The sequence below is a fragment of the Pseudoxanthomonas sp. Root65 genome (assembly GCF_001427635.1).
Lineage (GTDB): Bacteria > Pseudomonadota > Gammaproteobacteria > Xanthomonadales > Xanthomonadaceae > Pseudoxanthomonas_A.
Map to the genome: position 1 here is coordinate 158553 of NZ_LMHA01000003.1, position 24186 is coordinate 182738.

Consider the following 24186-nt stretch of genomic DNA (forward strand, 5'->3'; position numbering starts at 1 on the left):
TCATTCCCCTGTCGTGTCCGGCGGGATGTCGCCGCGCTGCCATGCATCCAGCAGCGAGCGGGCGTGCCGCTCCGCAGCCCGATAATCGAACTCTTCGACCGCCATCGCCATGCGTTCGCGCTCGACGCGGGGCAGGCGAGCCGCCAGGCCGGCGAGCGATGTTTCGATGGCCTTGGGATCGTCGCCGTCGAGTGCGTGCAGAAAATCCTGCAGCGACGCGACCGGGTCCGCGTCCGGACAGGTCGCCGCCGCATCATCGGTGCTCGGGTCGGGGGGCACGTAGCGCGCGACATCGTCCATCGTCTCCTGCAACGTCAGGCGCAGCTCCGGAAGCAGCTCCGTCACGCTGGCGCCCTGCCGCAACTGGTCCTCGATCCGGGCGCAGATCGCCACCAGACCGGGCAGGGCGAGCGAAGCCGCGGCGCCGCGCATGCGGTGGATATCAGAGCAGGCCTGCATGGTGTCGTGCCGTTCCAGGCTCGCCTGCAGCGCATCCACGGCCCCGCCGTAGCGACGGGAAAACTGCAGCAGATACCGCTTGTAGGGCGTCTCGTCGCGCCAGTAGGCCAGGCCCTTCTCCACATCCAGCCGTTGCGGATCCACGCCATCGGGGACAGGCCCGGCACGCATGCCCGAGGCTGCCTTCATCTCGCCATCAGGCTGCAGGGCGTACCTCCGCGGCGCGCAGCGCACGATGGTCGCGATCAGGTCGTCGACCTCGAAGGGCTTGGCGATGAACGCGTTCATGCCGACGTCGAGGGCGGCGTCCTGCTGTGGCTTGAAGGCGCCGGCGGTCAATGCGATGACAGGCAGTCCGGCCAGGTCGGGCGAGGCGCGAATGCGCCGGGTCGCCTCGTAGCCGTCCATCTCCGGCATCTGCACGTCCATCAGCACCGCGTCGAAGCGATCGGGGTCGGCCTGCAGTCTGGCCACCGCCTCGCGGCCATCGGACGCCCGCTCCACCCGTGCGCCTTCGCCTTCGAGGATGCGGTTGGCCACTTCCAGGTTTATCTCGCTGTCGTCGACCACCAGCAGCCGGTAACCCGCCAGGCGTCGGCCACTGCGGACAGGGGCGCGCAGGGCCGCCAGTCCCGGATCCCGGCGTGCCAGTACCTCGTTGATCACGTTGTAGAGCACCGACGCCGTGACGGGCTTGGTCAGCACCGCATCCACGGAGGCGCGCTGTGCTTCGTGGTCCACCAGCTTCCGCTCGAATGCGGTGACCATGATGATGATCGGCTGGCGCGACGTGCTCGACCGCCGCCGGATATCGGCTGCGGCGGTCAGTCCATCGATCCCGGGCATCTGCCAGTCCATCAGCACTACGTCGTAGCCGGCAGCGTCCTCCTCGCCGATCAGGGTCAGCGCACGTTCGCCCGAGTCCGCCGCTTCGGCCGTCCAGCCGAAGCCCTTGATGATCAGGCTCAGGTTGTCGCGCGCCACGTCGTGATCGTCGACGACCAGCACGTGATAGGCGTCCTTCGCCGCGGCATCGGTGCCGGGCACGTCGGTGAGCGGAAACACGACCTCGAAATGGAACCGGCTGCCTTCGTCCTGCTCGCTGTCGACGACCAGCACGCCGCCCATCAACTGGACCAGCCGATGGCTGATGCTCAGGCCCAGGCCCGTGCCGCCGTACTTGCGCGTGGTCGACGAATCGACCTGGGAGAACGGCGAGAAGATCATCTTCCGTTTCGCTGCCGGGATGCCGATGCCGGTATCGGCGACCGTGAAGTGCAGCCGCGCGAACCCGGCATCCGCATGCGCCAGCCGGCGTACGGTCAGGGCGACTTCGCCACGCTCGGTGAACTTGATCGCATTGCTTACCAGGTTCACCAGTACCTGGCCCAGGCGCAGCGCGTCGCCCCGCAGGTAGCGGGCGCCCTCGGGGGCGGGCGATACCAGCATCTCCACGGCCTTGGTGTCGACTGCCGACGCCATCAGGGCGGCGACGTTGTCGAGCACCTCGGCCAGGTCGAACGGCGCGTCCTCCAGATCGATGCGACCGGCCTCGATCTTCGAGAAGTCCAGCACGTCATTGATGATGCTGAGCAGCGAGCGCGCGGCGATGTTGATCTTGCGGGCCATGTCCAGCGCCACCGCGGGAAGTTCCACACGGTCCAGCAGATAGAGCATGCCGAGGATCGCATTCATGGGCGTGCGTATCTCGTGGCTCATGTTGGCCAGGAAATCGCTCTTGGACCGGTTGGCCTGCTCCGCCGCACTGATGGCCTGGTGAAGCTCGGCGTCGCGTCGTTTCTGCTCGGTCAGATCCGCCGCCATGACCAGGAAACCCGATGGCTCGCCCTGCTCGTCGCGCAGAACGCTGACGTTCAGCGCGACAGGCAGCTGGGTGCCATCACGCCTCACGTAGGTCCACTCCGCGATATCGCTGCCACCCTGTGTCGCGATGGACGCGATCTGCGCGAACGAGGCTGCCACGTGCCGGTCCAGCAGCGCCGACAACGCCAGCGAGCGCGACCACAGCTCGGCATCGTCGTGCAGTCCATCGATGCTGGCGCCGCTGGTCATGTCGGCGGCGGCGTGGCCCAGCATGCGCTCGGCCGCGGGATTGAACAGCGTGATCCTTCCCTGCAGATCGATGGCGATGATCGCGTAACCCGCGTGCTCCAGGATCGCACCGAGTCGCGACGAATACGTGCGGATCTGTGCCGTACGCTCGAGCACCTGCTGCTCCAGCGTGGCGTTGAGGCGCATGACGCTTTCTTCCTGCCGCTTGCGCTCGGTGATGTCGATGATGAACGCCAGCGCGTAACGCCCGTCCGCCATGCTGATCGGATTCAGTCCGATCTCGATCGGTACGCGCGAGCCATCGCGGCGCAAGCCGTACAGGTCGCGGCCGGCCCCCATGGGACGGGCTTCCGGCAGGGCGAAGTAGCGTTCGATGTAGCCGGCGTGATGTCGCTTCACCTCATTGGGCAACAGGCGGTCCATCGGCCTTCCCAACAGCTCTTCACGTGGATAGCCGAACAGTTCCTCCGCCTTGGCGTTCGCGAGCTGGATCAGTCCTGTCTGGTCGACCATCAGGATCGCACTGGGCGACGCTTCCACGACCCGGCGGAACTGCTCCTCCGCACGGACATGGCGCGTGATGTCGTGGAGGAACAGCGACAGGCCCTGACTGTGGCCTGCGGTATCCCGCACGCTCGACACGCTGACCACCGTGTCCAGCACGCTGCCATCCTTGCGGCGCAGGCGGCACGGCGCGCTGGAGACCTCGGTGACCGGGCGGGGGATGGCGGGCCGCTGCTGGTCGTCCACCAGCAATGCCTGCAAGGGTTGGCCGAGGGCTTCGGATTCCGCGTAGCCCAGCATGCGTTCTGCTGCGGCGTTCCACAGGGTGATGCGGCCCTCCGCATCGCACGCGATGATCCCGTCCGTCGATCCGGACACCAGCGCCGACAGCTTGGCATGGTCAAGGAAGGCGGCGCGGCGGCGTTCCCGCGAAAGCGAGGCCGTATACCACAGCGCCACGGTCAGCAGGCCGAAGAACGCGGTCACTGCGCCCACCAGCCAGGGCGGTGCCAACGCCAGGCTGGCCGCGTGACCCGGTCGCGCCCGCACCTGCAGGCGCCACTCGCGCCCATGGACCTGCAGTCGACGCTCCGTGGCCAGCGGCGAATCGGCCAGCGCCGCGAAGCCGTCTGTTGAAAGGAAAGGCGGCGACGGGCTGCGTTCGCCGGTGTCCGATAGCGAGAGTGCGTAAGGTTGTGCTTCGCTGCCCAGCCCCGCCAGTACTGCATCGATCGTCAGGGGGGCATAGGCCCAGCCCTGCGTGGCCTGCCAGCGCTCGTCGTCGCTGGCCGGTTGCGCACCATCCCGGTACACCGGCAACAACAGCAGGAACCCCTGTCGGACCAGGCCTTCCTGCTGGATGAGCGTGAGCGGCGGGGTCAGCGTGGCCTTGCCACTCCGCGCCGCGAGGATGGCCGACTGCCTGCGCGTGCGCTCGGATGCGATGTCGAAGCCGATCGCCTTGCGATTGGACGCGGACGGCTCGATGTACAGGATGACGAACCGGTCATCCGGATGCGGCGCGAGCGCATGTGTTGCGAAGTCGGGCATGCCGTCGTCGCGCGCACGCCGCACGAACGCGGCTTCGTCGCCGGGGGACACGCGCTGGATGTAGCCGAAACCGCGTACGCCGGGAAATTCCCGCGCGTAGTCGCGCGAGAGGCTGTAGCCGAGGAAGCGGGCGCGACTGAGTTGCGGGCCGGCGGCGATCACCGCACCGCGCGCGCCCCGCAGGCCATGCTCGTAGGCGCCCATCCGCTCCTGCAAGGTGGTGGCCACCTGGTCCGCCAACTGTCCGAAGCGGTGGGCCTGGCGTTCGGTGTTGGCGCGCTGGCAGGCCCAGGCAGCCAGCAAGGCCAGACCGACGACGGCCAACAGCAGTCCACAGAGGACCCAGCGGCGAACGGGCGGCCGCATGAGCGTGGGACGACTTCCACTTCCTTCTGGCATGTACCCACCTCATGTCCCCAGACATGGGCGGGCCCGCGTACGCGCTACGGGCCCGGACAAGCACGACCCGGGCACTCTAGGCCAGTGTGACTTGAGTCACAAGCCTCCGGTCGGCACGCGGTGACCGGTCAGGGTGGACGGGTCAAGGCATGTTGCCCGCCGCCCGGTGCGCGTAGCTCAGCACCCGCGTGACCTGCCATTGGCCATCGCGTTCGCGCCAGATCATCACGAAGTCCGCCTCGCCCGCGCAGGTCGTTTCCGTCATCGCGCAGAAACGGTGGTTGCCCTGCACGATGGCGCCGAAACCCTGGATCGGGAACACCGCCAGCGTACCCGGTACGCGTTCGCGCCGGTAATGGCCGCACACGTTGGCGCGCGTGCGTCCGATCATCTCGTCGCGCGTCCAGGTGACGCCGCCGGTGTCGTGGTAGAACTCCACCGCCGGGTCGAAGTAGGCGGCATGCTTCGCCAGTTGCGCGGGATCGGCACAGGTGTTGAAGGCATCGAACAGCGCCGAGTCCAGCGCATCGATAACCTGCGTGAGCTGTTCCCGGGTGCGTCCAGCCGCGGCGGCGGTGTCCACCGCGCCGAACAGCAGCGCGCTGCCCATCAGGCCCGACAGCGCAGCCCTCGCGATCCGCGACCGCGCAACGCTCACGCCGACACCAGCGGTGAGCGCGGACGCCCGCCCAGCAGGCGCGCCGGCAGCATCAGCAACGCATGCAGGAAGGCGAACAGCGCCGAGAAGGTGATGCCGACCAGCCGGAACGGCAACGACAGCAGCCAGACGAACGGCCACGCCACCAGGGCCAGCACGGCCAGCGGCCAGCACACGACGAACAGCAGGCACCAGGCGAGCAGGGCGACGAGGGTCTTCATGGAGTGGCTCCTTCAGCGGCCAGCGGATCACGAGGCGACCATCGTGGATGGCCCATCGTCGGTCTGCCACCGCCCTGCGACGAATCGCCAAGGGGAGCGATGAAGGCGCCCGCGGCGCGCGCGAATCTGCGCGCGTGGCGCTCAGGGCTGCGGCGGCAGCAACGGTGCCTCGGCCGGGGGCGGTCCGCGCCGCACCACGTCGCGCTGCATCGTCGCCAGCACGCGCAGCAGGCGGTTCTGCGTGGTGCGCGGCAGCTTGCGCTGGTCCATCGCCCACATCAGGTCCTCGACCAGCGCGTTGAAGTCGGCTTCGCCCACGGTCACGTGCTTGTGCGCCTCGACCATCGGCTTGCCGGCGTAGGTGCAGGGGCCACCGGACTGCACGCACAGGAACTCCACCAGCCGGTCGTTGAGATGGATGATGTCCACGTCGGCGAAGTGATGGGCGATGCGCGGATCATCGGACACGCGGAACAGCAACGTCTCCACCAGTGCCTCGATGCCGCTGCGCTGTCCCAGTTCGCGGTACAGCGTGTCGTCGCGCGGTGGCGTGGAGGCACAGCCGGCCACCGCCATCAGGCCGGCCAGCAGCAGTGCGGTGGCGATGCGCAGGATCGTCATCTCAGAAGCTCCACTGCACCGAGACGTAGGCGCCGCGCTGGTCGTCCAGCGTGGCGATGCTGCCCAGGTCCGCCCACGCGCCGACCACGGCGACCCGCTTGTTGGGGAACCAGGCGATGAACACATCGCGCCAGTCGTCCTCGCCGGCAAAACCCAGGTTGTCGGGTTTCTGCCGGTACTCCACGCCGATCGCAAGACCCGGATCCAGCAGCACCGCCGCCGATCCTTCCCATACCCACTGGCGGTCTGCGCGCCGATCGCCGCCGAAGCCGAGCAGCCCGGCCTGGTTGGCGTTGGTCGAGCGCAACGTGGCGTTGAGCAGCAGCGGGTAGCCGCCGGCTGCATCGAGGAACAGCTTGCTGGCGCTGACGTAGGCGTCGGTGCCGTGGTCCTCGCGCGCACCCACCGCCAGCGGCAGTGCGCCGTCGCGCAGGCGCTTGTGCTGCACGCCCACGCTGACCTGCGGCAGGGTGTTGTAGACCAGGTCCCCGGCCAGGCGCACCTTCATGCCGTAGATATCCTGTTCCAGCGCATCCCACGGCAGTGCGAGCCGGCGCTGCAGTTCGCCCAGGTCGAACGACTGCCGTGCGAACGACACTTCCACCCGATTGGCGAACGTGTACGAGGCGCCGTACGCATCCAGCGCGTAGTCGCCGGTGTCCACGCGCGTGTAGAAGGCGGTGCCGCCGTGCTGGTCATCGGTGCCGTAACCGGACAGCACCGCCCACGGCACGATGCCGCCACCGGCCGCGCCTTCGATCTGGGTAGCACCGCCGGTGGCCAGCAGGCGTCCTTGGCCGGCGAGGGCGGGCGGCGCCGGGAGCAGTGCGGCCAGCGCGCAGGCCAGCGGCAGGGCGCGGACGGCAGGGGTCATGCGTCGGTTTCCAGCGCCAGGTCGTCGGCGGGCGTTGCGGCTTCGCGGCGGCGGCACCAGTCCAGCAGGTCCGCGCTGCCGAGCGGGGCGCTGAACAGGTAGCCCTGCACCATGTCGCAGCGGTAGTGGCGCAGCAGCGCCAGCGCCCGATCGTTCTCCACGCCCTCGGCGATCACCGACAGGCCCATGTTGTGGCCCAGTTCGATGGTCGAACGCACGATCACCGCATCGTCGCTGCCTTCCTCCAGCTGCATGACGAAGCTCTTGTCGATCTTCAGCTCGTCCACCGGCATGCGCTTGAGCTGCGCCAGCGAAGAGTAGCCGGTGCCGAAATCGTCGATCGCCAGCCGCACGCCGCAGGCCTTCAGCCGATGCAGCATGCGCAGCGCGTAGTCGATGTCCTGCATCAGCGCGCTTTCGGTGACCTCCAGGATCAAGCGCGCCGCCGGCACGCCATGCGCCGCCAGCCGTTGTTCGATGTAGTCCGGCAGGTCCGCATCCAGCAGGTCCATCGCCGACAGGTTGACCGCCAGCCCCAGGTCCAGGCCGCCGGCCCGCCAGCCGGCATTGCAGGCCATCGCATGGTCCAGCACGAAGCGCGTCAGCTCGTGGATGAAGCCCGAGCGCTCGGCCAGCGGAATGAACTCGTCCGGCGCCACCGGGCCCAGCACCGGATGCCGCCAGCGCACCAGCGCTTCCACGTGCTGCACGTGCGCGCTGGCTGCATCCAGCTTCGGCTGGAACTTCAGCTCCAGTTGTCCGCCCGCGATCGCCTGGCGCAGGTCGGTCATCAGCTGCAGTTGCCGCAGGTGCGATTCGTCGCGACCCGGCTGGTACACCGCCACGCCGCCATGCGCGGCCTTGGCGTCGTACAGCGCAATGTCGGCCCGCCGCAGCAGCGTGTCCGGATCGTCGCCGTGCTGCGGATGGCAGGCCAGGCCGAAGCTGCCCTCGACACCCACCCGGGTAGTGGACAGGTCCAGCGGCTGCTTCAGCGTATGCCACAGCGCCTGCGCCTGCGCGCGTGCCGCCTCGCACGACAGCCCGGGCAGCATCACCATGAATTCATCGCCGCCCAGGCGCGCCACCAGTTGCGTGTCATCCAGCGCACCGCGCAGGCGCTGTGCGACTTCGCGCAGCACCTGGTCGCCGAACGCATGGCCCAGGGTGTCGTTGATCTCCTTGAAGCGGTTCACGTCCATCACCAGCACGGCCACCTCACCGCCGGCGTCGATCGCCGTCTGCAGGCGGTCGTAGGCATGGCGGCGGTTGGGCAGGCCGGTCAGGCCGTCGTGGTGGGCCTGGTGCAGGATGCGTTCCTCGCGCGCGGCGATGTCGGCCTGCATGCGGCCGAACGCACCGGCCAGCTCCACGATCTCGCGGCTGCCACCGGTGACCGGCGCCTGCGAATAGTCGCCGGCCTGGATGCGCTGCGCGGCCTGCGCCAGCCGCGACACCGGCTGGCTGATGCCGCGGCCCAGCGCCACCGCCACGCCGACAGCTAGCAATGTGGCCAGCCCGGACAGCAGCAGGATGCGCGAGCGCAGCGTGCGGTAAGGCGCCAGTGCGCGGTCGTACGAATCCAGCAACACCAGCCGCGCATTGTCGCCGCGGGTCAGCGGATGCGAATCGGACAGGTAGTGGTCGGGGCCCACGGCGAGCTCGTGCACGCGGTCGCCGTCCGGTGTCCAGGCGTTGGCGAACATCGCACGCCGGTCGGCGGGCAGGGTGGAGGCATGCACGCGCGTGCGGTTGCCGACGGTGGTGACGAAGGCGGCTTCCAGCCCGGTGAGACGCTGGTACTCGCTTGCCACCGCGTCGTCATAGCGATGGCCCACGGCCAGCCAGCCGACCCGCTCAGGCGCCATCACCGGCAGCATCACCACCAGGTACAGCGCATCGTTCACCACCAGCGTCTGCAGCGCCACGCCTTCACTGACCGCCTGTCGCGTCATGCCCGCCAGCACGTCCGCCGCCGGTGCGGTCATCCCATCGGCGCTGGCCTGCCAGCGGCCGTCGCGGTCGAGCAGCCAGGCCAGGTCGGCGCCGATGCGGGTGCCGTGGTTGTCCAGGGCCGAGCGCAGCGTCGGCAGGTCGCCACTGGCCACGGCCGCGCGGAAACCGAAGTCGTCCGCCAGCACCGAGGCCGAGGCCAGCAACTGCTCGGAGCGGCTCTGCTGGAACTGCTCCCACACGCGGTGGCCCACGCTCAGTTCCTGCTCCAGCCGCGACGACACCGCGCGCTGGGTAGCCACCGTCACCACCGCGAACGTGGCCAGCTGCGCCGCAGCCACCACGGCGATCATCACCGCGATGACACGTGTCTGGAAACGGCGAGGCTTCAAGGCGTGGTGCCCTTCGACTGGCGGAACTTCTCCTGCAGCGAGCGCAGGCGATCATTGCCGCGCACCTGTTCCTGCACCGGGACCAGCGCCACCTGCAGCGTCGCCGACGTGCCCGCCGCCGGCACCACCAGCGCGCGCTCCAGCGGCGCACCGGCGCCACGGACATGCCACACGCGCAGCGTGTAGCGGCCGGGCGGCACGTCGAGGGTCAGGTGGCCATCGGCGGTGGTCTTGCCGAAATGCGGTGTATCGAGCACCACGATGTGGCCGATCATCCAGTCGTGGATGTTGCAGCCCACCACCACCACGCCCGGCTTCTCGAAGCGGATCGGTGCGGCCTTGTTGCCCGAGTACAGCGGGATCTCGAACTGCCGCGGCTGCGAGAACGAATAGACGTGGTGCTGGATGTTGTCGCGGTTGGGGAAGGCGACCACCGCGCCGGCCTGCACCGGCAGCACGCCGGGCACGAAGGCCGAATGCTGCTGGTCCATGCGCGCGGTGGCGGTGCGGGTCGTCGACGGCGTTGCGCCATGCAGGCTGACCACGGCATCGCTGACCGGGCCGCCGCTGCTGCCCACCGCGATGCGGACCTCCGCCGCCTGCGCACCCGATGCCAGCACCATGGCCAGCAACAGTCCCGACCGCGTCCACCCCTCGCGCCGCTGCGCTCGCATCCCCGTCCCCCGTCTGATCCAGGCAGTTGAAGCAAATCCCGTGCCATGCGTCACATTCCCGTCGTAACGCAGGCTGGGCGCATCGTTCCGCTGCCGGCGACGCCGGGCGTGCGCAGGCTGCGACTGAAACTGACGTTACGCGACAGGATGACGCCCGGATGCAGGTCCGGTCACGTCGCCTGCCTGGTTGCAGCCGGCGTGTCCCGGCTGCCGTCGCCTGCTCAGTCCACGCCCATCAGTCGACGCGTGACCTGGGCGGCATCGCGTCCGGCCAGCGTGCCTGGCCGCGAGCCGGCCCACAGTGGCGAGAAATCGTCGCGGCCCAGCGCTTCGGCCGCACCTCGCAGCGGGGCCAGGGCCTGAGAGGCCCAGGGGAACGCGGGGGGCAGTACCGACAGGGGCCCCAGGTCGCGCATCAGCCGGTTGACCAGGCCTCGCGCGGGCCGGCCGCTGAACAGGTTGGTGAGTGCAGCGTCGCGCCCGGGCTGTTGCAGGGCCGCGCGATGCACGGCCGGGGTGGTCGCCTCCGGGCACAGCAGGTAGGCAGTGCCGGCCTGCACCGCGCTGGCGCCGGCCGCGAGCAGGGCCTGCACATCGGCGCGGTCGCCGACGCCGCCGGCCGCGATCACCGGCACGGTCAATGCCTTCGACAGCGACGCCACCAGCTCGCGCGTGCCGGGCTGCCGGCCCAGGTCATCGGACAGGAAATACCCGCGATGCCCGCCGGCCTCGATGCCCTGCGCGATCACCGCATCCACGCCCTGGCGTTGCAGCCACACGCCTTCTTCCAGCGTCGTCGCCGACGACAGGACCGCGGCGCCCCAGCCCTTGATGCGCGCCAGCAGCGCGGAGTCAGGCAGGCCGAAGTGGAAGCTCACGATCCGCGGCTGGAACGCCTCCAGCAGATCGACGGTGGCGGCATCGAGCGGACGCCGCGCGCCCGCCGTGGAAGGTGCGGGCGGCGCGATGCCGTACTCGGCGTAGTACGGCGTCAGCGCATCGCGCCAGCGCCGTGCTTCGCCGGCATCGGGTTCCGCCATCGCATGGCAGAAGAAGTTGAGGTTGACCGGCTGCGGCAGCGTGGCGAAGGTCTGCAGCGCGGCTTCAAGCTGCGTCGAGTCCAGCATCGCGCAGGGCATCGAGCCCAGGCCACCCGCGGCGGTGACGGCGATGGCCAGCGCTTCGTCCTGCACGCCGGCCATCGGCGCCTGGATCAGCGGCAGGTCGGTACCGAGCAACGAGGCGAGCGTGGTCATGCCGACAGCTTACGGGCTGCGGACATGCCTGGCAGGAATCTGGAGGCGGAAACCCGCGACGTCCGGCATCGCGTGTGTTCGAGCCTTACGGGGGCGCCTGTCCTCACTCCGGCGTCGCGAAGTCGGCCAAGGCGGTACCGTCGACGTCGAGCAGCCGGTCCAGGCGCACCCGCTCGCCGGTCGCCAGTTCGGCGTATTCAATGCCATCGCGGGCGGACAGGGTGACGATGCGGGTGTCGCGCTGCTGCGGCAGGCCGGCGTCATCCAGGAACCGGATGACGACCGTGGCACGCCGGGTGGCGGTGGCTTCCAGCACGTCGTGGAATTCGCAGTTGATGGGCACGTAGGGCACCGGCGTGTCGGGCATGGCAGGCATTCCGTGCAGGGGATGGACAGGCAGCATGGTGCGTATCGCGGTGCATGTCCTGCAGCATCGTGCGGTCCATCGCAGGGCGGCAGCGGCAGGCGCGGTCGCGCCATCGTCGCAGTAAGCTGCCGGCAGACGCCCGTGGATGCCTGTCGATTCCAGGCGGACCGCTTCGTCGCTTGGACATCACCCTGCAAGGACATCCTGATGAAATACCTCGGTCTGGCCTATTTCACCCCCGAAAAATTCGCCGCCCTGCGTCCGGACGAGATCGAGGCGCTGGTCAGCCAGTGCCCGGCGCGGGACGAGCAGATGCGCGCCACCGGCAAGGTGATGATGGCCGCATCGCTGGGCGACCTGGACGGCTGGAAGACGCTGCGTCCGCGCAACGGCCGCACGCAGGTCAGCGATGGCCCGTATACCGAGGCGAAGGAAGTGGTGGGCGGCTTGTTCATCATCGACGCGGACAGCCCCGAAGAGGCGGTGCGCATCGCCTCGCTGCATCCGGCGGCCACGCTCGGAGAGGAGGGCGGTTGGGCCGTCGAACTGATTCCGATGGAGTTCCATGTCGGGGGATGAGCAGGACAGGAGACGACACATGATCCAGCTTCCGGTAAGAGACCCCTGCGACCTCTGCATCGCCGCGCGCGACGAACCGTGGAAGATCATCGATGAAGGCGAGCACACGCTGACGGTGATCAACCCGTGGCAATTCGAGGCCGGCCAGTGCTGCGTCATCACGCGCCGGCATGTCGCCACGCTGCTCGATCTTTCCGCGCCGGAGTGCTCAGCCATCCTGCAGGCCGCCAAGCGCGTGGCCGAAGCCCTCGTCGGCGCCTACCGGCCGCTGGGCATCCTCACGTTCCAGAACAACGGCGTGTACAGCGGGCAGGAAACGCCGCACTTCCATTTCCATGTCGTTCCCCGCCAGCCGGGTAGCGACTGGGGTATCGGTCCGCCGCAACTCGCCACGTTCGATGGCGCCGGACGTGCGCGCGGTACCCCGCACGATCCCGCCGGCGATACGGAGCGCATGGCGCGCGTCCGCGTGTCGACCGACACGCTGGCCGAACGCGTGGAACGGATCCGCGCACATCTCCCGCCGTAGTGCGCAGGACAGACCGGCATCGCGTCTACGCGCGACAAGAGCGATCCACGTAACCCGGGTAGAGCCGCAGGCGAAACCCGGGGATGCGAGATCGCCCGGTCATCGCGATGCGTCGACGGGCAGGGCCCCGGTTTTCCGTGCGCTGCGCAACACCCGCACCATCGGGTTCACGCCGGCTTCGCGCGTTCCTGCGGCACAGTTTGCTCATGGCCCAACTGAACATCCTGTACGTCGACGACGACGACACGCACCGCGCCATGATCGCGGAGGCCATCGCGGTGGCCGGACATACTGTGACCCAGGCCGCCACCGCCACGGCGGCGCTCGAGCTGCTGCGGCAGGGCCGCTACGACTGCATCGTGACGGATTACTGGATGCCCGACATCACCGGCGCTGCGGTGGCGCAGGAGGCGCGCGCACTGCACCCGTGGGCCACGGTCTGCGTGGTGTCGGGGCACGACAAGAGCGATATGGAAGGATTGCCGCCCGGCACCCTGCTGATGACCAAGCCCTTCAGCCTGCCGCTGCTGCTGGACGTGCTGACGCCGCGGTAGACGGATCGTGGCCGCTTCGCCGGGAAACGGACGCGCGCGTCATGCCGGCCGATCGTCCCGCGACCGTGGCGGCTGGATCGCTGGCGCATGCTGCGCCATCAGGTCCACGATCCAGTCGATGAACACGCGCAGCTTGCGGCTGACATGGCGGTTGGGCGGGAAGGCCAGGTACATCGGCATCGGGGCCAGCTGCCAGTCCGCGAACAGCGGGACCAGTTCGCCGCGCTCGACCGGGGCGCGTGCCATGTACTGCGGAAGCCACAGCACGCCCAGTCCCGCAATGCCGGCGGCGAGATAGGCGTTGCCATCGTCCACCGACAGCACATGCCGGCCCTGCACGCGCAGCTGTTCGTCGCCGCGCTGCAGGTCGTAGGCCGGCGGCACGCCGGTGCGCGAGCCGCGGTAGCCGACGATGCGGTGGGGATCGTCTTCCAGCGCCTGCGGATGTGCCGGCGTGCCCACCCGCGCCAGGTAGGCAGGCGCGGCGTACATGCCCAGCAGCAGGTCGCCGACATGCCGCGCACGCAGCGAGGGGTCGGTAAGCTCGCCGCCGCGCACCACGCAGTCCACGTTCTCGTCGATCAGGTCCACCTGGCGATCGCTCGCGCCCAGGTCCAGTTGGATGTCCGGGTAGCGCGCATGGAAGGCGGGCAGGGCGGGCACCACGATCAGGTTGGCCAGCGGTGCGGGCACGTCCACGCGCAGCCGCCCGCGCGGGGCGTCCGATGCGGCCGACAGGCTGGTCTCGGCGTCGTCCAGGTCGGCCAGCAGGCGCACCACGCGCTCGTAGTACGCGGCACCGTCGGCGGTGACGTTGAGCTTGCGCGTGGTGCGGTGGAGCAGCTTCACCCGCAGATGGGTCTCCAGGTGCTGCACCAGCTGCGTCACCCGCGTGCGGCTGGTCTGCAGTGTGTCGGCCGCTCGGGTAAAGCTGCCGGTCTCGACCACGCGGACGAAGGCCTGCATCGCGTCGATGCGGTCCATGCGGGCTCCTGGGGGGGAAGGGGATTGTCCTGATTCTACAAACAGTGATCCCCGGATCGCCGTCTATATCTCCCCTGCGGTGCTGCCTACAGTGGCCGCCACGTAGCGGGGCCGCCGGCCCCTCAAGGAGATTCCCCCATGAACACCCGTGACGTCGTCTTTCCTGCGGGCCGCCAGGCCCTGTATGAGCACTATCGCTATTCACCCGCCGTGCGCGCCGATGGCTTCCTGTTCGTGTCCGGACAGGTGGGCAGTCGCGAGGACGGCTCGCCCGAGCCGGACTTCGAAGCCCAGGTGCGGCTGGCCTTCGCCAATCTCCAGGCGACCCTGCAGGCCGCCGGATGCGGGCTGGACGATATCGTCGACGTGACCACCTTCCATACCGATCCGGCGCGCCAGTTCGACACCGTGCTGGCGGTCAAGAACGAGATCTTTCCGCAGGCGCCGTATCCCACCTGGACCGCCCTCGGCGTGACCTGGCTGGCCGGCTTCGATTTCGAGATCAAGGTCATCGCCCGCCTGCCGCGCTGAGCCCGCTTCCTCACGCTGCCAGTGCCGCCTCCACGGCGGCGCTGGCGTGCAGGGCGGTGGTGTCGAACAGCGGCACGCGTGCGTCCTGCGCGCCCACCAGCAGGCCGATCTCGGTGCAGCCCAGGATGATGGCGTCCGCGCCGCGGGCCACCAGGTCGTCCATGATGCGGCGGTAGGCGGCGCGCGCGTCATCGCGGATCACGCCCCGGCACAGTTCCTCGTAGATCACGTCGTGCACCACCGTGCGGTCGTCCGCCTCCGGCACGATCACCTGCAGGCCATGCGCCTGCTGCAGGCGCTGGCGGTAGAAGTCCTGTTCCATGGTGAAGCGGGTGCCCAGCAGGCCGACCGTGCGGTGCCCGGCGGCGGTGATCGCCGCGCCGGTGGCGTCGGCGATGTGCAGCAGCGGAATGGACACCGCCGCCTCGATCTGCGGCGCCACCTTGTGCATGGTGTTGGTGCACAGCACCAGCAGGTCGGCACCGGCCGCCTGCACGCGGCGCGCCGCATCGGCCATCATGTCGCCGGCCGCGGCCCAGTCGCCTGCGTGCTGCAGCTGTTCGACCTGGTGGAAGTCCACGCTGTACAGCACCACGCGCGCCGAATGCAGGCCACCGAGACGCGCCTTGATGCCTTCGTTGACCTGGCGGTAATAGGGCACCGTCGATTCCCAGCTCATCCCGCCGATCAGCCCGATCGTCTTCATGCGTGTTCCGCCGCCTGTGTGGTCACGGGCCCATTATGCGTGGCCGTGTGCGGCCGAGGGTTGAGCGCTCTTGCCGGTGAGGGTAGGTTGCGTTGCACACGGCGGTCCGATCCCGCCACCGCTCCGCAGAGGACGCCCGATGAAATACCTGATCTCCTTTCCCAGCGCCGCCATGGAGGTGTCGGGGAGTGAGCTTGACGCCGCCGGGCGCGATTCGCGCGCGGTGATCGCAGCGGCGAAAGCCGCAGGCGTGTACGTCTTCGGCGGCGGCATCGACGAGCGCGTGCCCCCGGTGTTGGTCTCCGGTGACGCGACGGTCACCGAAGGGGGCTACCCGTGGGCACCGCCGCTCAACGGCGGCTTCTGCGTGCTCGAGCTGCCGACGCGCGACGACGCTATCGCCTGGGCCGCGCGCATCGCCAAGGCCTGCCGCTGCGATCAGGAGCTGCGGGTCTTCATGTTCGATCCGGCGTCGTGAGGCAGAGGATGCCGTCGCGGCATGGACTGGGCCGAGCCTGCGAAGCCCACCCTCGCAATGTCGGAAGATACCGATGTCGCGCATCACACCGTTCGGCCCAACCCCTGGCGCTTTCCATCGCCGCCGCACTGCAGGAACACTACCCCATGCCACGACTCCAGCCGGGAACGAACACCATGCCGAACAGATCGCTCCATGCGCGCGCGACGATGGGTGCACTCATCGCGCTCCTCTTCTCGACCGCCGTCGCCGCCCAGGATCTGGCCGTGGTCGGCGCCCGCGTGTATCCCGCGCCCGACGCGGCGCCCATCGACGACGCCACCGTGGTGATCCGCGAGGGCCGGCTCACGGCCGTGGGCGCGCGCGGCAGCGTGGTCGTGCCATCGGGGATACGCGTGGTGGACGGGCGGGGCACGAGCGTGACGGCGGGCTTCTGGAACAGCCACATCCACCTGATCAAGCCGCCCTTCCTGACGCCCGACGCGCAGCCGGCGGCGGCGTTGGACGAAGCCCTGCGCGAGCGCTTCACCCGCTGGGGTTTCACCACCCTGTTCGATATCGCCTCGCTGCCGGGCGATGCGCGCGGCCTGCGCGCGCGCATCGAGGGCGGCGAGGTGGTCGGTCCGCAGCTGCTGACGGTGGACATGCCGTTCTTTCCCGAACACGGCACGCCGATCTATGTGCGCGAGCTGTGGGAGCAGACCAAGGCGCCGAGTGCGGAAGTGGCCACCGCCGAACAGGCGCGCTCGCGTGTGCGTGCGCAGATCCAGGCGGGGGCGGATGGCGTGAAGCTGTTCACCGGCGCCATCCTCGGCGGACCCGGCAAGGTGTTGCCCATGCCGCAGGACATCGCCAAGGCGGCCGTGGACGAGGCACACGCCCACCGCAGGCCGGTGTTCGCCCATCCCACCGACCGCGCCGGGCTGGACGTGGCGGTGGACAGCGGCGTGGATGTCTTGGCCCATGCGGCCCCGGATGCGGGCGACTGGTCGCCGGACTTCGTGGCGCGGCTGAAGGCCGGCAACGTGGCCTTCGTGCCCACGCTGACCCTGTTCGATTCAGAGCTGCGCCGCGAAGCCGTGCCCGAGCCGGTGCTGGCGAAGTTCCTCGGCGCGGCGCAGCAGCAGCTCGGTGCGATGGCGCAGGGCGGGGGACGGGTGCTGTTCGGGACCGACGCCGGCTACATCGATATCTACGACACGCGGCTGGAGTACCGGCTGATGGCGGCGTCCGGTCTGGACTGGCGGCAGATCCTCGCCAGCCTCACCACCGCACCGGCGCAGCACTTCGGCCAGGCGGCGGTGCGTGGCCGGGTGGCGGAAGGACTGGCGGGCGATCTGGTGCTGCTGGGCTCCGATCCCCAGGTCACGCCGGAGGCGTATGCCGACGTGCGCATGACGGTGCGCGGTGGGCGGGTGATTTACGAGGAGGCGGTGAAGGCGGATGCTGTTCCCGACGGCGACTGATTCACTACTTGCCGGGCCGTCGATGTCATCCGTCGTTATCCATCTCGCTCAGCCTCCAGAGGTTGGTCCCGCATGACAGACATCCATGACGCTCCTGGCTTCGGTGACACGGTCAGGATCAGGCACACGACGGAGACGTTCCAGGCGGGCATCGCCGGACATGAAGGGACGGTCTATGGCTTCACGACGCCCTCCGTCACCGGCGTGGAGACGGTCGGCGCACTGGCGGACGACTTCGCGCTAAACGTGCATGTCGAGGCTTTGAACGCGGCCTTCTGGCTCGATCCGAGCAATATCGAGCTGGTATCGCGTCCCGACACGCTGACGCTCACGGTCGGTAACAAGCGCATCGTCCTCACGCGGACGGAGGACGGCTGTCAGGAGGAAATCGAGAACATCGTGCCCTCCCGTCCATGGTGGAGATTCTGGTAGCCGATGAGCGTGGGCCGCGGGTGAGAACGCGGTAGCGGGAAACGGGAAGATCGAGCAGGCGGCGCTTGCCTTCGTTCGATCCAGCGTGAGACACCGTGGCGCCGGTGGGCGCATGTCGATGACATAGCGCATGACGTCCGGCGGCATGGCCGACGATACCAATCCCTATCGCGCGACATACGGCGCGATATGTCGCGCCATAGGCGCGCGTATGTCGCGTGATACCGACCGGTATGGCGCGTGATACCGGTTGGTATCTCGCGACACACTCCTCGATATCGACGGCCATATGCGGCGACATGTCGCGAGATGCTGGCGCGCATGTCGGGAGACACTGCGCCGTATGGCGCGCGATACGCATCGATATGTCGCGAGATACCGATCGGTATCTCAAGTGATACCGGTTGGTATCTCCGTTCATAACCACGCATGTGCCGCGACACACTGCGGTATATGTCGCGACACTCGCTGAGTGTGTCGCGCGTGCAGGACGGATGAAATGTTAGAGGTTTTTTCCTGCACGGCGTCCTACAGTGGTCGTGCTCACCAGAGGGTGGGCTATCCCAACGACAAGGAAACAAGGACGACCATGAGTCAGAACATCGTAGACATCACGTTTGAAGAAACCGCACTGGCCGACGTCGACGCCGCCCTGAGGACGCTCGACGCGGGACTGACCGGGTTGATCGCGCTGGACCCGGTCAAGCGGCGCCGGCTGCACAAGATGGGCGACAAGTCGGAGGCGTTCTGCCGGCTGGCCGTGGATGTGTTGACGGCCAACCCGCAGATCCTGCCGCCGACGTTCGACCTGGCCGCGCTGCAGCGCGATGTCGCGGCGCTGGACGCGTTGCGGTCCCGCACGGTGGTGGTGATGCGCCTGTACCAGAAGATGCTGGACACCGAGATGGCCCTGGGCAGCGACATCATGTCCAACAGCGTGGAGGGCTATCAGCTGCTCAAGCTGGCCGGCAAGAGCGGCGGCCTGGATACGCTGCGCAAGCAGATGTCGGTGCGGTTCAAGTACAGGCGGATGAGGGATGAAGAGGAAGGGGAGCCGGAGGCAGAGGGTGAGGTGCCGGCGTAGCGGATCCCGATCGTGGTGTTTCGAGGGTAGAAAGCAAAGGGGGCCGTATGGCCCCCTTTTTCATTTCTGCACGATTACCGCGATACGTTAAGACGAGCCAGCGAAGCCTAGGATGGGAATGTCAGAAGCGTGCAGTGTTTGTCTTCAGCACGTAGAGATGATGGGTTAGCGGACCGACACCCTAGAGGTGGCCGCTCGCACGTGCGGTTGGGTTGGGATCTGGATATGGTCCAGAATTCACACCACGATGGTTGCACCGGGCAGTCCCAAGCCAATGAGATTGACATGAGTACGTTACCGCTCCGCGCTAGCTATGTTTTCGAGAGAGATTCAGATCTTGGGGGTAAGCAGCACGAGGAAGCATATGTGCACGCTTTCGCCCGGGTGCTGGCCTCCGTCAGTGCGCTATTGGGATATCAAGTAACAGTGGGGTACAAAGGGCGCTTCCTGAGCGCCGACGATGGCATTGAGCGGATGTCGGAATTTTCCCGCTCTGTGTACTGGGATCAGGAAGATGCTGTGAGGTTGCCTCTGACGGGCAGCGAGCTAGAGCTGCTGTGCAACGCGGATCCCATCGCGTTTGCGCTACTGTCGAGAGGCGAACGGTTTCCCTAAGAGCGTCGAGGGATAGCGCAGTGTGGGCTGAGCGCAGCGACACCCATTGTCGTGACACCGGCTGACCATCATTGATGGGTATCGCCTGCGGCACAACCCATCCTACGAGTTACGCAGGTCGGAAACGGCGAAACCCCGGAGGTCTGGGATTTGATCGCGGTGCGCGGTGGGACTCAAATCAACGCATTTTTCAGGGACAGCGGATTTTGAGTCCCATGAGCCGGCTGCTGGCTCTTGTTGGACCCAATGGCATCAATGGGTTAGCTATTGGGATTGACTGACTGCCGGGGGCGGATATTGTCGGCGGTGACCCACCAGTGTCCCAAGGCCGCAGCGTGTCCGACCCGATTACAGATGTCTTAAAATCTCTGGCGAGCCCTAAAGTTATGGGGTCTCTGTTCGTTGCCACGGCGACGATTCTTTTGCTGAGTTGGGGAGGGTTTCTACCGTCTCCGTTGCACTCACAGCTTACGTGGATATGGCTGGCGCTATTTCTTTCTGGCGGCGCTTTGATTGTGCATCTCATTACCTCTATTGCCGACTGGTGGAAGGTCAGGCGGAATAAGGCAAGCGACAAACGAACGTCCGATCTTTTTAGGTTCGGGAAGTACCAGCATTTCAGCCCGCAAGAAAAGGCTGTGCTTAGGGCGTTCGTTGATAAGCACTCAAGTGTCCTGCTGCTGAGAGAGCTTGCCAAAAGTGACGATGAGGTTTTGGTTGTCAGGCAATTATGCCAGCGCAAGTTCTTGCATGCTCCTAGAGCGGAGTATGGCTGGGTCGATGATAAGGGCCAGAAAATTATCATGTATGCGGATCACTACGAAGCCCTCATGTATCGTCCGAAGCTCGTCGATTCTGTTTCAAAGCCGAGAACATTCGGCGGGTAGCTTGTAGGATGGGTTGAACGGAGCGATACCCATCGCCATGATGCTGGCACTCTACGATTGATGGATGGTAGACCCGCTTCACCGTTGAGAGCCGCCCGCGGCTCGACCCATCCAACGAGGCTGCGCGACGGACAGAAAATGATGAGTTACGGTCCTCCAGAAACCGTGCACGTGGAGAACGAGTGGTACGACGGTCCGCGCGCCGGGGTTGCCGACATTGGTGGCGTGCCACATCGGTTCAAATCGCTTTTCGACGAAAAGGACGATGAGTACCTGGGGACGTTCCTGGTCTGGCCCTTGGAGGAGGACTTGGTCGATCTCGAGCGGGAACAGTGGCAGATATTCGTCGCCTGGGATGCACGCTACGAATTAGGCGAGGTGAGCAACGATTCCCATCCCGGATATGGCGGCAAGAACGCGAGATGGGATGAGATCGAGGCCATTCTCAAGCCCAGCAGGGACGAGATTCCCACATTAGCCAAGCGAGCCGTGGCCGAGATCACTTACCTGGATCGCGAGGTGCGCTATGCGAGTTCCGGGCCCAAGTACATGTTGGGCTGGAAACTTCTGGAGAGCGTGTAGGTTGGGGCTTGGCTGCAAGCGACGTTCAACGGCGGAGACCGTCTACCCATCGCTCGCGGCCTGCCGGCATCATGGCGATGGGTATCGCTTCGCTCAACCCATCCTACGAAATGCGCGGGCGCCGGAAACGAAAAAACCCCGGAGGTCCGGGGTTTGATCTTGGTGCCGAAGGTGGGACTCGAACCCACACGCTTTTAAGGGCGGCGGATTTTGAGTCCGCTGCGTCTACCATTCCGCCACTTCGGCGCGGACGCGGAGTATAGCCGAGCCCGGCCTCCCACCGACAGGGGCGCGGCCCCGCACTGCCTCAGTTGACCTGGTCCGTCCCCAGCAACCGCTCACCGCGGCGCTGCCAGCCCTCCGCGCCGGCCTCTTCCTCCGGCGTGAAGATCCCGCAGCGGACCATCGTGCGCTGGTACACATGCAGACTGACCGCAATCGCCTTGTCGCTGGGATTGCGGATGGTGTGGTACTCGTGCGGCGGAATCAGGCTGCCCGCGGAGCCCGTGCCGGCCTCGATGGTGCCCGCCTGGATGAACCGGTAGCGCACGTCATCGTGCTCGGCCAGCTCGTACTGCGTGATCTCCAACCGCCCGCGCCACACCCCTTCCACGCACCACATCCCCGAATGATCGTGGATCTTGGTGCCCTGGCCCGGGCCCCACGTCATCGCGATGACGCTGTAGCCATGCTCCGGACTGGTGTACAGCTCGCGCCGCGCGTAATGGTCCGAGATCGGCTCCAGCACACAGGCCGGCAGATGCACGTCCTCGTCGCAGATCAGTTCGCACAGCGACTTGCGCAGCGCATCGGTTACGGCACGGTCGTCGCCCAGGGCGACGGCGGCGTCCAGCGACGCGACCAGTTTGTCGGCGCCGGGAAAATCGAGGGTCATAGGGCGGCCCCGGTAAGAATGTGCGCCCAGTTTACCGGGTGGGGCGGGGACTGGGTTCTGCGGTGCGGGAATCTGGGGTGGGATAAGCCCCTCTCCCGCCGGGATAGGGGTTGGGGTGAGGGTTGGCGGAGTGGCCTGGTTTCGGCGGCCCGCACACCCTCATCCGGCGCTGCGCGCCACCTTCTCCCGGGGGGAGAAGGGAAGAGCCGGCATCACAGGCTACCCAGGAACCCCGCCACCGCCGGGCCGAACCGTTCGAAATCCACCAGGAACGCGTCGTGCCCCTGCGGCGACTCCAGCGGCAGGAACTCCGCCTGCGCGCCGCCGGCGGCCAGGCCCTCGGCGATCTGCTGTTGCTGTTGCAGCGGGAACAGGATGTCGGTGGTGGCGCCGATCGCCAGCGCGCGCTGCACGCGGATCTTCGCCAGCCCCTTCATCACGTCGCCGTCGGCGCGCTCGTCGCCGGCGTATTCGGCCAGATCGAACCAGTCCATCGAGCGGCTGAGGTACAGATAGCAGTTGGGATCGAAGCGGCGCACGAAGCGGCGCGCATGGCCTTCCAGGTAACTCTCCACCTGGAACTCCAGCCCGAACGGTTCCTCGTCGGGACGGTCCGATTCCAGCCGCACACGACCGAAGCGGCCATCCCATTCCAGCGCCGAGCGATAGGTGATCACGCCCAGCTTGCGCGCCATGCGCATGCCGGATTCGGGATACGTGTCGTCGTCGTACTGGCCCCCGTTCCAGTTCGGATCCAGGCGGATCGCCTCGCGTTGCAGCGAGCGGATGGCGATGGAGAACGGCAGCGCCTGCGCGCTGCCGGAGATGTTGATGTGCGTGCGTGCGGCACCCGGATGCAGCAGCAGGTAGGCCAGTGCGGTCATCCCGCCCATCGAGTTGCCGATGATGCAGGCCAGTTGCTCGATGCCCAGCCCGCGCACCACGTCGAAGGCCGCATTGGCGCCGTCTTCCACCGACAGCTCGGGAAAGTCGAGGCGGTACAGCGCGCCGGTATCCGGATTGACCGAGGCCGGCCCGGTCGAACCCTTGCAGCTGCCCAGCGAATTCACGCACACCACGAACCAGCGCTCGGTATCGATCGGCTTGCCCGGCCCGAGCATCGCCTCCCACCAGCCCTCGGCGTCGTTGCCGGGATTGCGCGCGGCATGCGCGTCAGGCGACAGCCCGGTGACGATGAGCACCGCATTGTCGCGGCGTTCGTTGAGCGTGCCCCAGGTTTCGTATGCCATCCGCGCACCATGCAGCGCACCGCCGCGCTTCATGCGGAACGGCGAGGGCAGGGGATGGAAGCGGGTGCCGGGGGGGATGAATTCGGTCATCCCTTAAGTGTAGCGATCCGGGCGGCGCTATTCGCCCTGCCAGCGCAAGCCGACTCGCACCGGCAGGTGGTCCGAACCGATGTCGGGCCCCCGTTCCGCGTGCGTGCCGGCAAACCCCGACGAGACCAGCACATGGTCGATGCCGATACCGAATACGCCTCTCGCCTCGCTGGGATACGTGGGTGCCCATCCGGAAACGCGACGCAGGGAACGCATGTCGCTGCCAAGCAATGCACTGGACCACGGCGTGGCATTGAGGTCGCCGGCGACAATGGTCGGTTGGGTGATCGCCGCCGAGGCGAGTTCGCGCAGCAGGCCGTCGCGTGCGCGGTACTTGCGGGTGGCCATGGGGGGTTTCGGATGCGCGGCGATGAGATGGACGGTACGGCCGCCGATGGCGAGATCGGCCTCCATCCGCAGCGCGCCCAGTCCATCGGCCAGCACGCGCACGTTGGACAGGGGGCGATCGGAGAGTACGCCCAGACCGGGCGGAGACGCGAGCGGATGCAGCGCGCGGTGTACGAAACCGCCGTACTGCCGTTCGGCCAGCGCGGCCGCGTAGTCCGGCGACAGTTCTGTCAGCACCACCAGATTGGCCGGCTTCTGCTGCAACCAGTCGAGCAGTGCGTCGGGGTCGTGCTGGCGGATGTTGACGTTGGCGACCGCCACCACGAGATCCGGCACTGCCTCCGAGCGTGGTGCAACGGCACTGGCGGTGAGCCATGGCAGGGCCAGCAGTGGCAGGCCCAGCACCCAGCGCCTGTCGCGCAGGGCGCCCAGCAGGCAGACGATCAGCCAGACCGCGCCGTAGAGCGGCTGCCAGTGCGCGAACAGGTCCAGTGCCCAGCCGACGGATCCTTGGCCGGGCATCCATGCGCGCTGCAGTGGCAGCAGCAGTCCGAGCAGCGCAGGTGCCGAGAGCCATAGAACAGGCCGTGACACGACGCGTGCGCGCTTCATGCAGTGGGCCGGAGGTGGATCATCGCCGGAGTGTAGGGAAGGCGGTGGAACGATGCCATGTCA

Annotated in this window: 25 protein-coding genes and 1 tRNA gene; 11 read left to right on the forward strand and 15 right to left on the reverse strand. The window is 67.5% G+C overall.

Annotation, left to right across the window (positions count from 1 at the left end; genetic code table 11):
* From ASD77_RS15430 to ASD77_RS15470, 9 genes are all read right to left on the reverse strand, one after another.
* Positions 1-4452, reverse strand: a complete 4452-nt coding sequence (locus ASD77_RS15430) for a PAS domain S-box protein (RefSeq protein ID WP_055943962.1) — start codon at positions 4450-4452, stop codon at positions 1-3.
* A 175-nt stretch (positions 4453-4627) separates the two neighbouring features.
* Entirely contained in the window at positions 4628-5143 is a 516-nt protein-coding gene (locus tag ASD77_RS15435) for a nuclear transport factor 2 family protein (RefSeq protein ID WP_235578560.1), read from the reverse strand.
* Positions 5140-5364: a hypothetical protein gene (locus tag ASD77_RS15440; RefSeq protein WP_055943968.1), complete on the reverse strand. Its 225-nt coding sequence runs from the start codon at positions 5362-5364 to the stop codon at positions 5140-5142. Before ASD77_RS15440 ends, ASD77_RS15435 begins: the two co-directional genes overlap by 4 nt.
* 141 nt (positions 5365-5505) lie before the next feature.
* On the reverse strand, positions 5506-5985 hold the full coding sequence (locus tag ASD77_RS15445; protein ID WP_055943970.1) for a group 1 truncated hemoglobin: 480 nt from the start codon (positions 5983-5985) through the stop codon (positions 5506-5508).
* A gap of 1 nt (position 5986) precedes the next feature.
* Positions 5987-6859 carry a DUF3034 family protein gene (locus ASD77_RS15450; RefSeq protein ID WP_055943973.1) on the reverse strand — a complete coding sequence of 291 codons (873 nt, stop codon included), beginning with the start codon at positions 6857-6859 and terminating at the stop codon, positions 5987-5989.
* Positions 6856-9165, reverse strand: coding sequence for an EAL domain-containing protein (locus ASD77_RS15455; RefSeq protein WP_156383721.1), 2310 nt, complete (start codon positions 9163-9165; stop codon positions 6856-6858). The genes ASD77_RS15450 and ASD77_RS15455 overlap by 4 nt, the downstream gene beginning before the upstream one ends.
* Positions 9166-9200: 35 nt before the next feature.
* On the reverse strand, positions 9201-9878 hold the full coding sequence (locus ASD77_RS15460; protein ID WP_235578561.1) for a methylamine utilization protein: 678 nt from the start codon (positions 9876-9878) through the stop codon (positions 9201-9203).
* Between the two features lie 221 nt (positions 9879-10099).
* Positions 10100-11134, reverse strand: a complete 1035-nt coding sequence (locus ASD77_RS15465) for a nitronate monooxygenase (RefSeq protein WP_055943979.1) — start codon at positions 11132-11134, stop codon at positions 10100-10102.
* Between the two features lie 103 nt (positions 11135-11237).
* On the reverse strand, positions 11238-11501 hold the full coding sequence (locus ASD77_RS15470; protein WP_156383684.1) for a hypothetical protein: 264 nt from the start codon (positions 11499-11501) through the stop codon (positions 11238-11240).
* 207 nt (positions 11502-11708) lie between these two features.
* On the opposite strand from ASD77_RS15470, the gene ASD77_RS15475 reads away from it, so the two are divergent.
* The 3 genes from ASD77_RS15475 to ASD77_RS15485 all read left to right on the forward strand — a co-directional run bounded on the left by ASD77_RS15475 (position 11709) and on the right by ASD77_RS15485 (position 13163).
* Positions 11709-12080 carry a YciI family protein gene (locus ASD77_RS15475; protein WP_055943985.1) on the forward strand — a complete coding sequence of 124 codons (372 nt, stop codon included), beginning with the start codon at positions 11709-11711 and terminating at the stop codon, positions 12078-12080.
* A gap of 19 nt (positions 12081-12099) precedes the next feature.
* Complete coding sequence (locus tag ASD77_RS15480; protein WP_055943988.1) at positions 12100-12609, forward strand: HIT family protein; 510 nt, start codon at positions 12100-12102, stop codon at positions 12607-12609.
* 206 nt (positions 12610-12815) lie between these two features.
* Positions 12816-13163, forward strand: coding sequence for a response regulator (locus ASD77_RS15485; protein ID WP_055943994.1), 348 nt, complete (start codon positions 12816-12818; stop codon positions 13161-13163).
* 39 nt (positions 13164-13202) lie between these two features.
* Here ASD77_RS15485 and ASD77_RS15490 read toward each other — a convergent pair whose 3' ends face one another.
* Complete coding sequence (locus tag ASD77_RS15490) at positions 13203-14147, reverse strand: LysR family transcriptional regulator (RefSeq protein ID WP_055944000.1); 945 nt, start codon at positions 14145-14147, stop codon at positions 13203-13205.
* A gap of 138 nt (positions 14148-14285) precedes the next feature.
* Here ASD77_RS15490 and ASD77_RS15495 point away from each other — a divergent pair, with 138 nt between their 5' ends.
* Positions 14286-14678 (forward strand): RidA family protein, encoded by a 393-nt coding sequence (locus tag ASD77_RS15495; protein WP_055944003.1) that lies wholly within the window; start codon positions 14286-14288, stop codon positions 14676-14678.
* A 10-nt stretch (positions 14679-14688) separates the two neighbouring features.
* Here the strand turns inward: ASD77_RS15495 and ASD77_RS15500 are convergent, their stop codons facing one another.
* The gene (locus ASD77_RS15500) at positions 14689-15384 is read right to left on the reverse strand and encodes an aspartate/glutamate racemase family protein (RefSeq protein WP_055944005.1); all 696 of its coding nucleotides are present in this window, start codon (positions 15382-15384) and stop codon (positions 14689-14691) included.
* Between the two features lie 139 nt (positions 15385-15523).
* Here ASD77_RS15500 and ASD77_RS15505 point away from each other — a divergent pair, with 139 nt between their 5' ends.
* The 7 genes from ASD77_RS15505 (at position 15524) to ASD77_RS15535 (ending at position 20928) form a co-directional block, all read left to right on the forward strand.
* A complete protein-coding gene (locus tag ASD77_RS15505) occupies positions 15524-15862 on the forward strand; it encodes a YciI family protein (protein WP_055944008.1) in 339 nt (112 codons plus the stop codon).
* A 176-nt stretch (positions 15863-16038) separates the two neighbouring features.
* Entirely contained in the window at positions 16039-17328 is a 1290-nt protein-coding gene (locus tag ASD77_RS15510) for an amidohydrolase family protein (RefSeq protein ID WP_235578562.1), read from the forward strand.
* A 72-nt stretch (positions 17329-17400) separates the two neighbouring features.
* The gene (locus tag ASD77_RS15515) at positions 17401-17760 is read left to right on the forward strand and encodes a hypothetical protein (RefSeq protein WP_055944012.1); all 360 of its coding nucleotides are present in this window, start codon (positions 17401-17403) and stop codon (positions 17758-17760) included.
* Positions 17761-18349: 589 nt separating this feature from the next.
* A complete protein-coding gene (locus tag ASD77_RS15520) occupies positions 18350-18844 on the forward strand; it encodes a hypothetical protein (RefSeq protein ID WP_082563363.1) in 495 nt (164 codons plus the stop codon).
* Positions 18845-19129: 285 nt separating this feature from the next.
* Positions 19130-19459, forward strand: coding sequence for a hypothetical protein (locus ASD77_RS15525; RefSeq protein ID WP_156383685.1), 330 nt, complete (start codon positions 19130-19132; stop codon positions 19457-19459).
* A gap of 335 nt (positions 19460-19794) precedes the next feature.
* Positions 19795-20346 (forward strand): superinfection exclusion B family protein, encoded by a 552-nt coding sequence (locus ASD77_RS15530; protein ID WP_156383686.1) that lies wholly within the window; start codon positions 19795-19797, stop codon positions 20344-20346.
* A gap of 141 nt (positions 20347-20487) precedes the next feature.
* Complete coding sequence (locus tag ASD77_RS15535) at positions 20488-20928, forward strand: hypothetical protein (RefSeq protein WP_156383687.1); 441 nt, start codon at positions 20488-20490, stop codon at positions 20926-20928.
* Positions 20929-21088: 160 nt separating this feature from the next.
* On the opposite strand, the gene ASD77_RS15540 is transcribed toward ASD77_RS15535, so the two are convergent.
* From ASD77_RS15540 to ASD77_RS15555, 4 genes are all read right to left on the reverse strand, one after another.
* Positions 21089-21174: transfer RNA gene (locus ASD77_RS15540), tRNA-Leu, on the reverse strand.
* Between the two features lie 61 nt (positions 21175-21235).
* Positions 21236-21823 carry a cysteine dioxygenase family protein gene (locus tag ASD77_RS15545; protein WP_055944024.1) on the reverse strand — a complete coding sequence of 196 codons (588 nt, stop codon included), beginning with the start codon at positions 21821-21823 and terminating at the stop codon, positions 21236-21238.
* 212 nt (positions 21824-22035) lie between these two features.
* Complete coding sequence (locus tag ASD77_RS15550; RefSeq protein ID WP_055944028.1) at positions 22036-23163, reverse strand: homoserine O-acetyltransferase; 1128 nt, start codon at positions 23161-23163, stop codon at positions 22036-22038.
* A gap of 27 nt (positions 23164-23190) precedes the next feature.
* The gene (locus ASD77_RS15555; RefSeq protein ID WP_055944031.1) at positions 23191-24123 is read right to left on the reverse strand and encodes an endonuclease/exonuclease/phosphatase family protein; all 933 of its coding nucleotides are present in this window, start codon (positions 24121-24123) and stop codon (positions 23191-23193) included.
* Between the last annotated feature and the right edge of the window lie 63 nt (positions 24124-24186).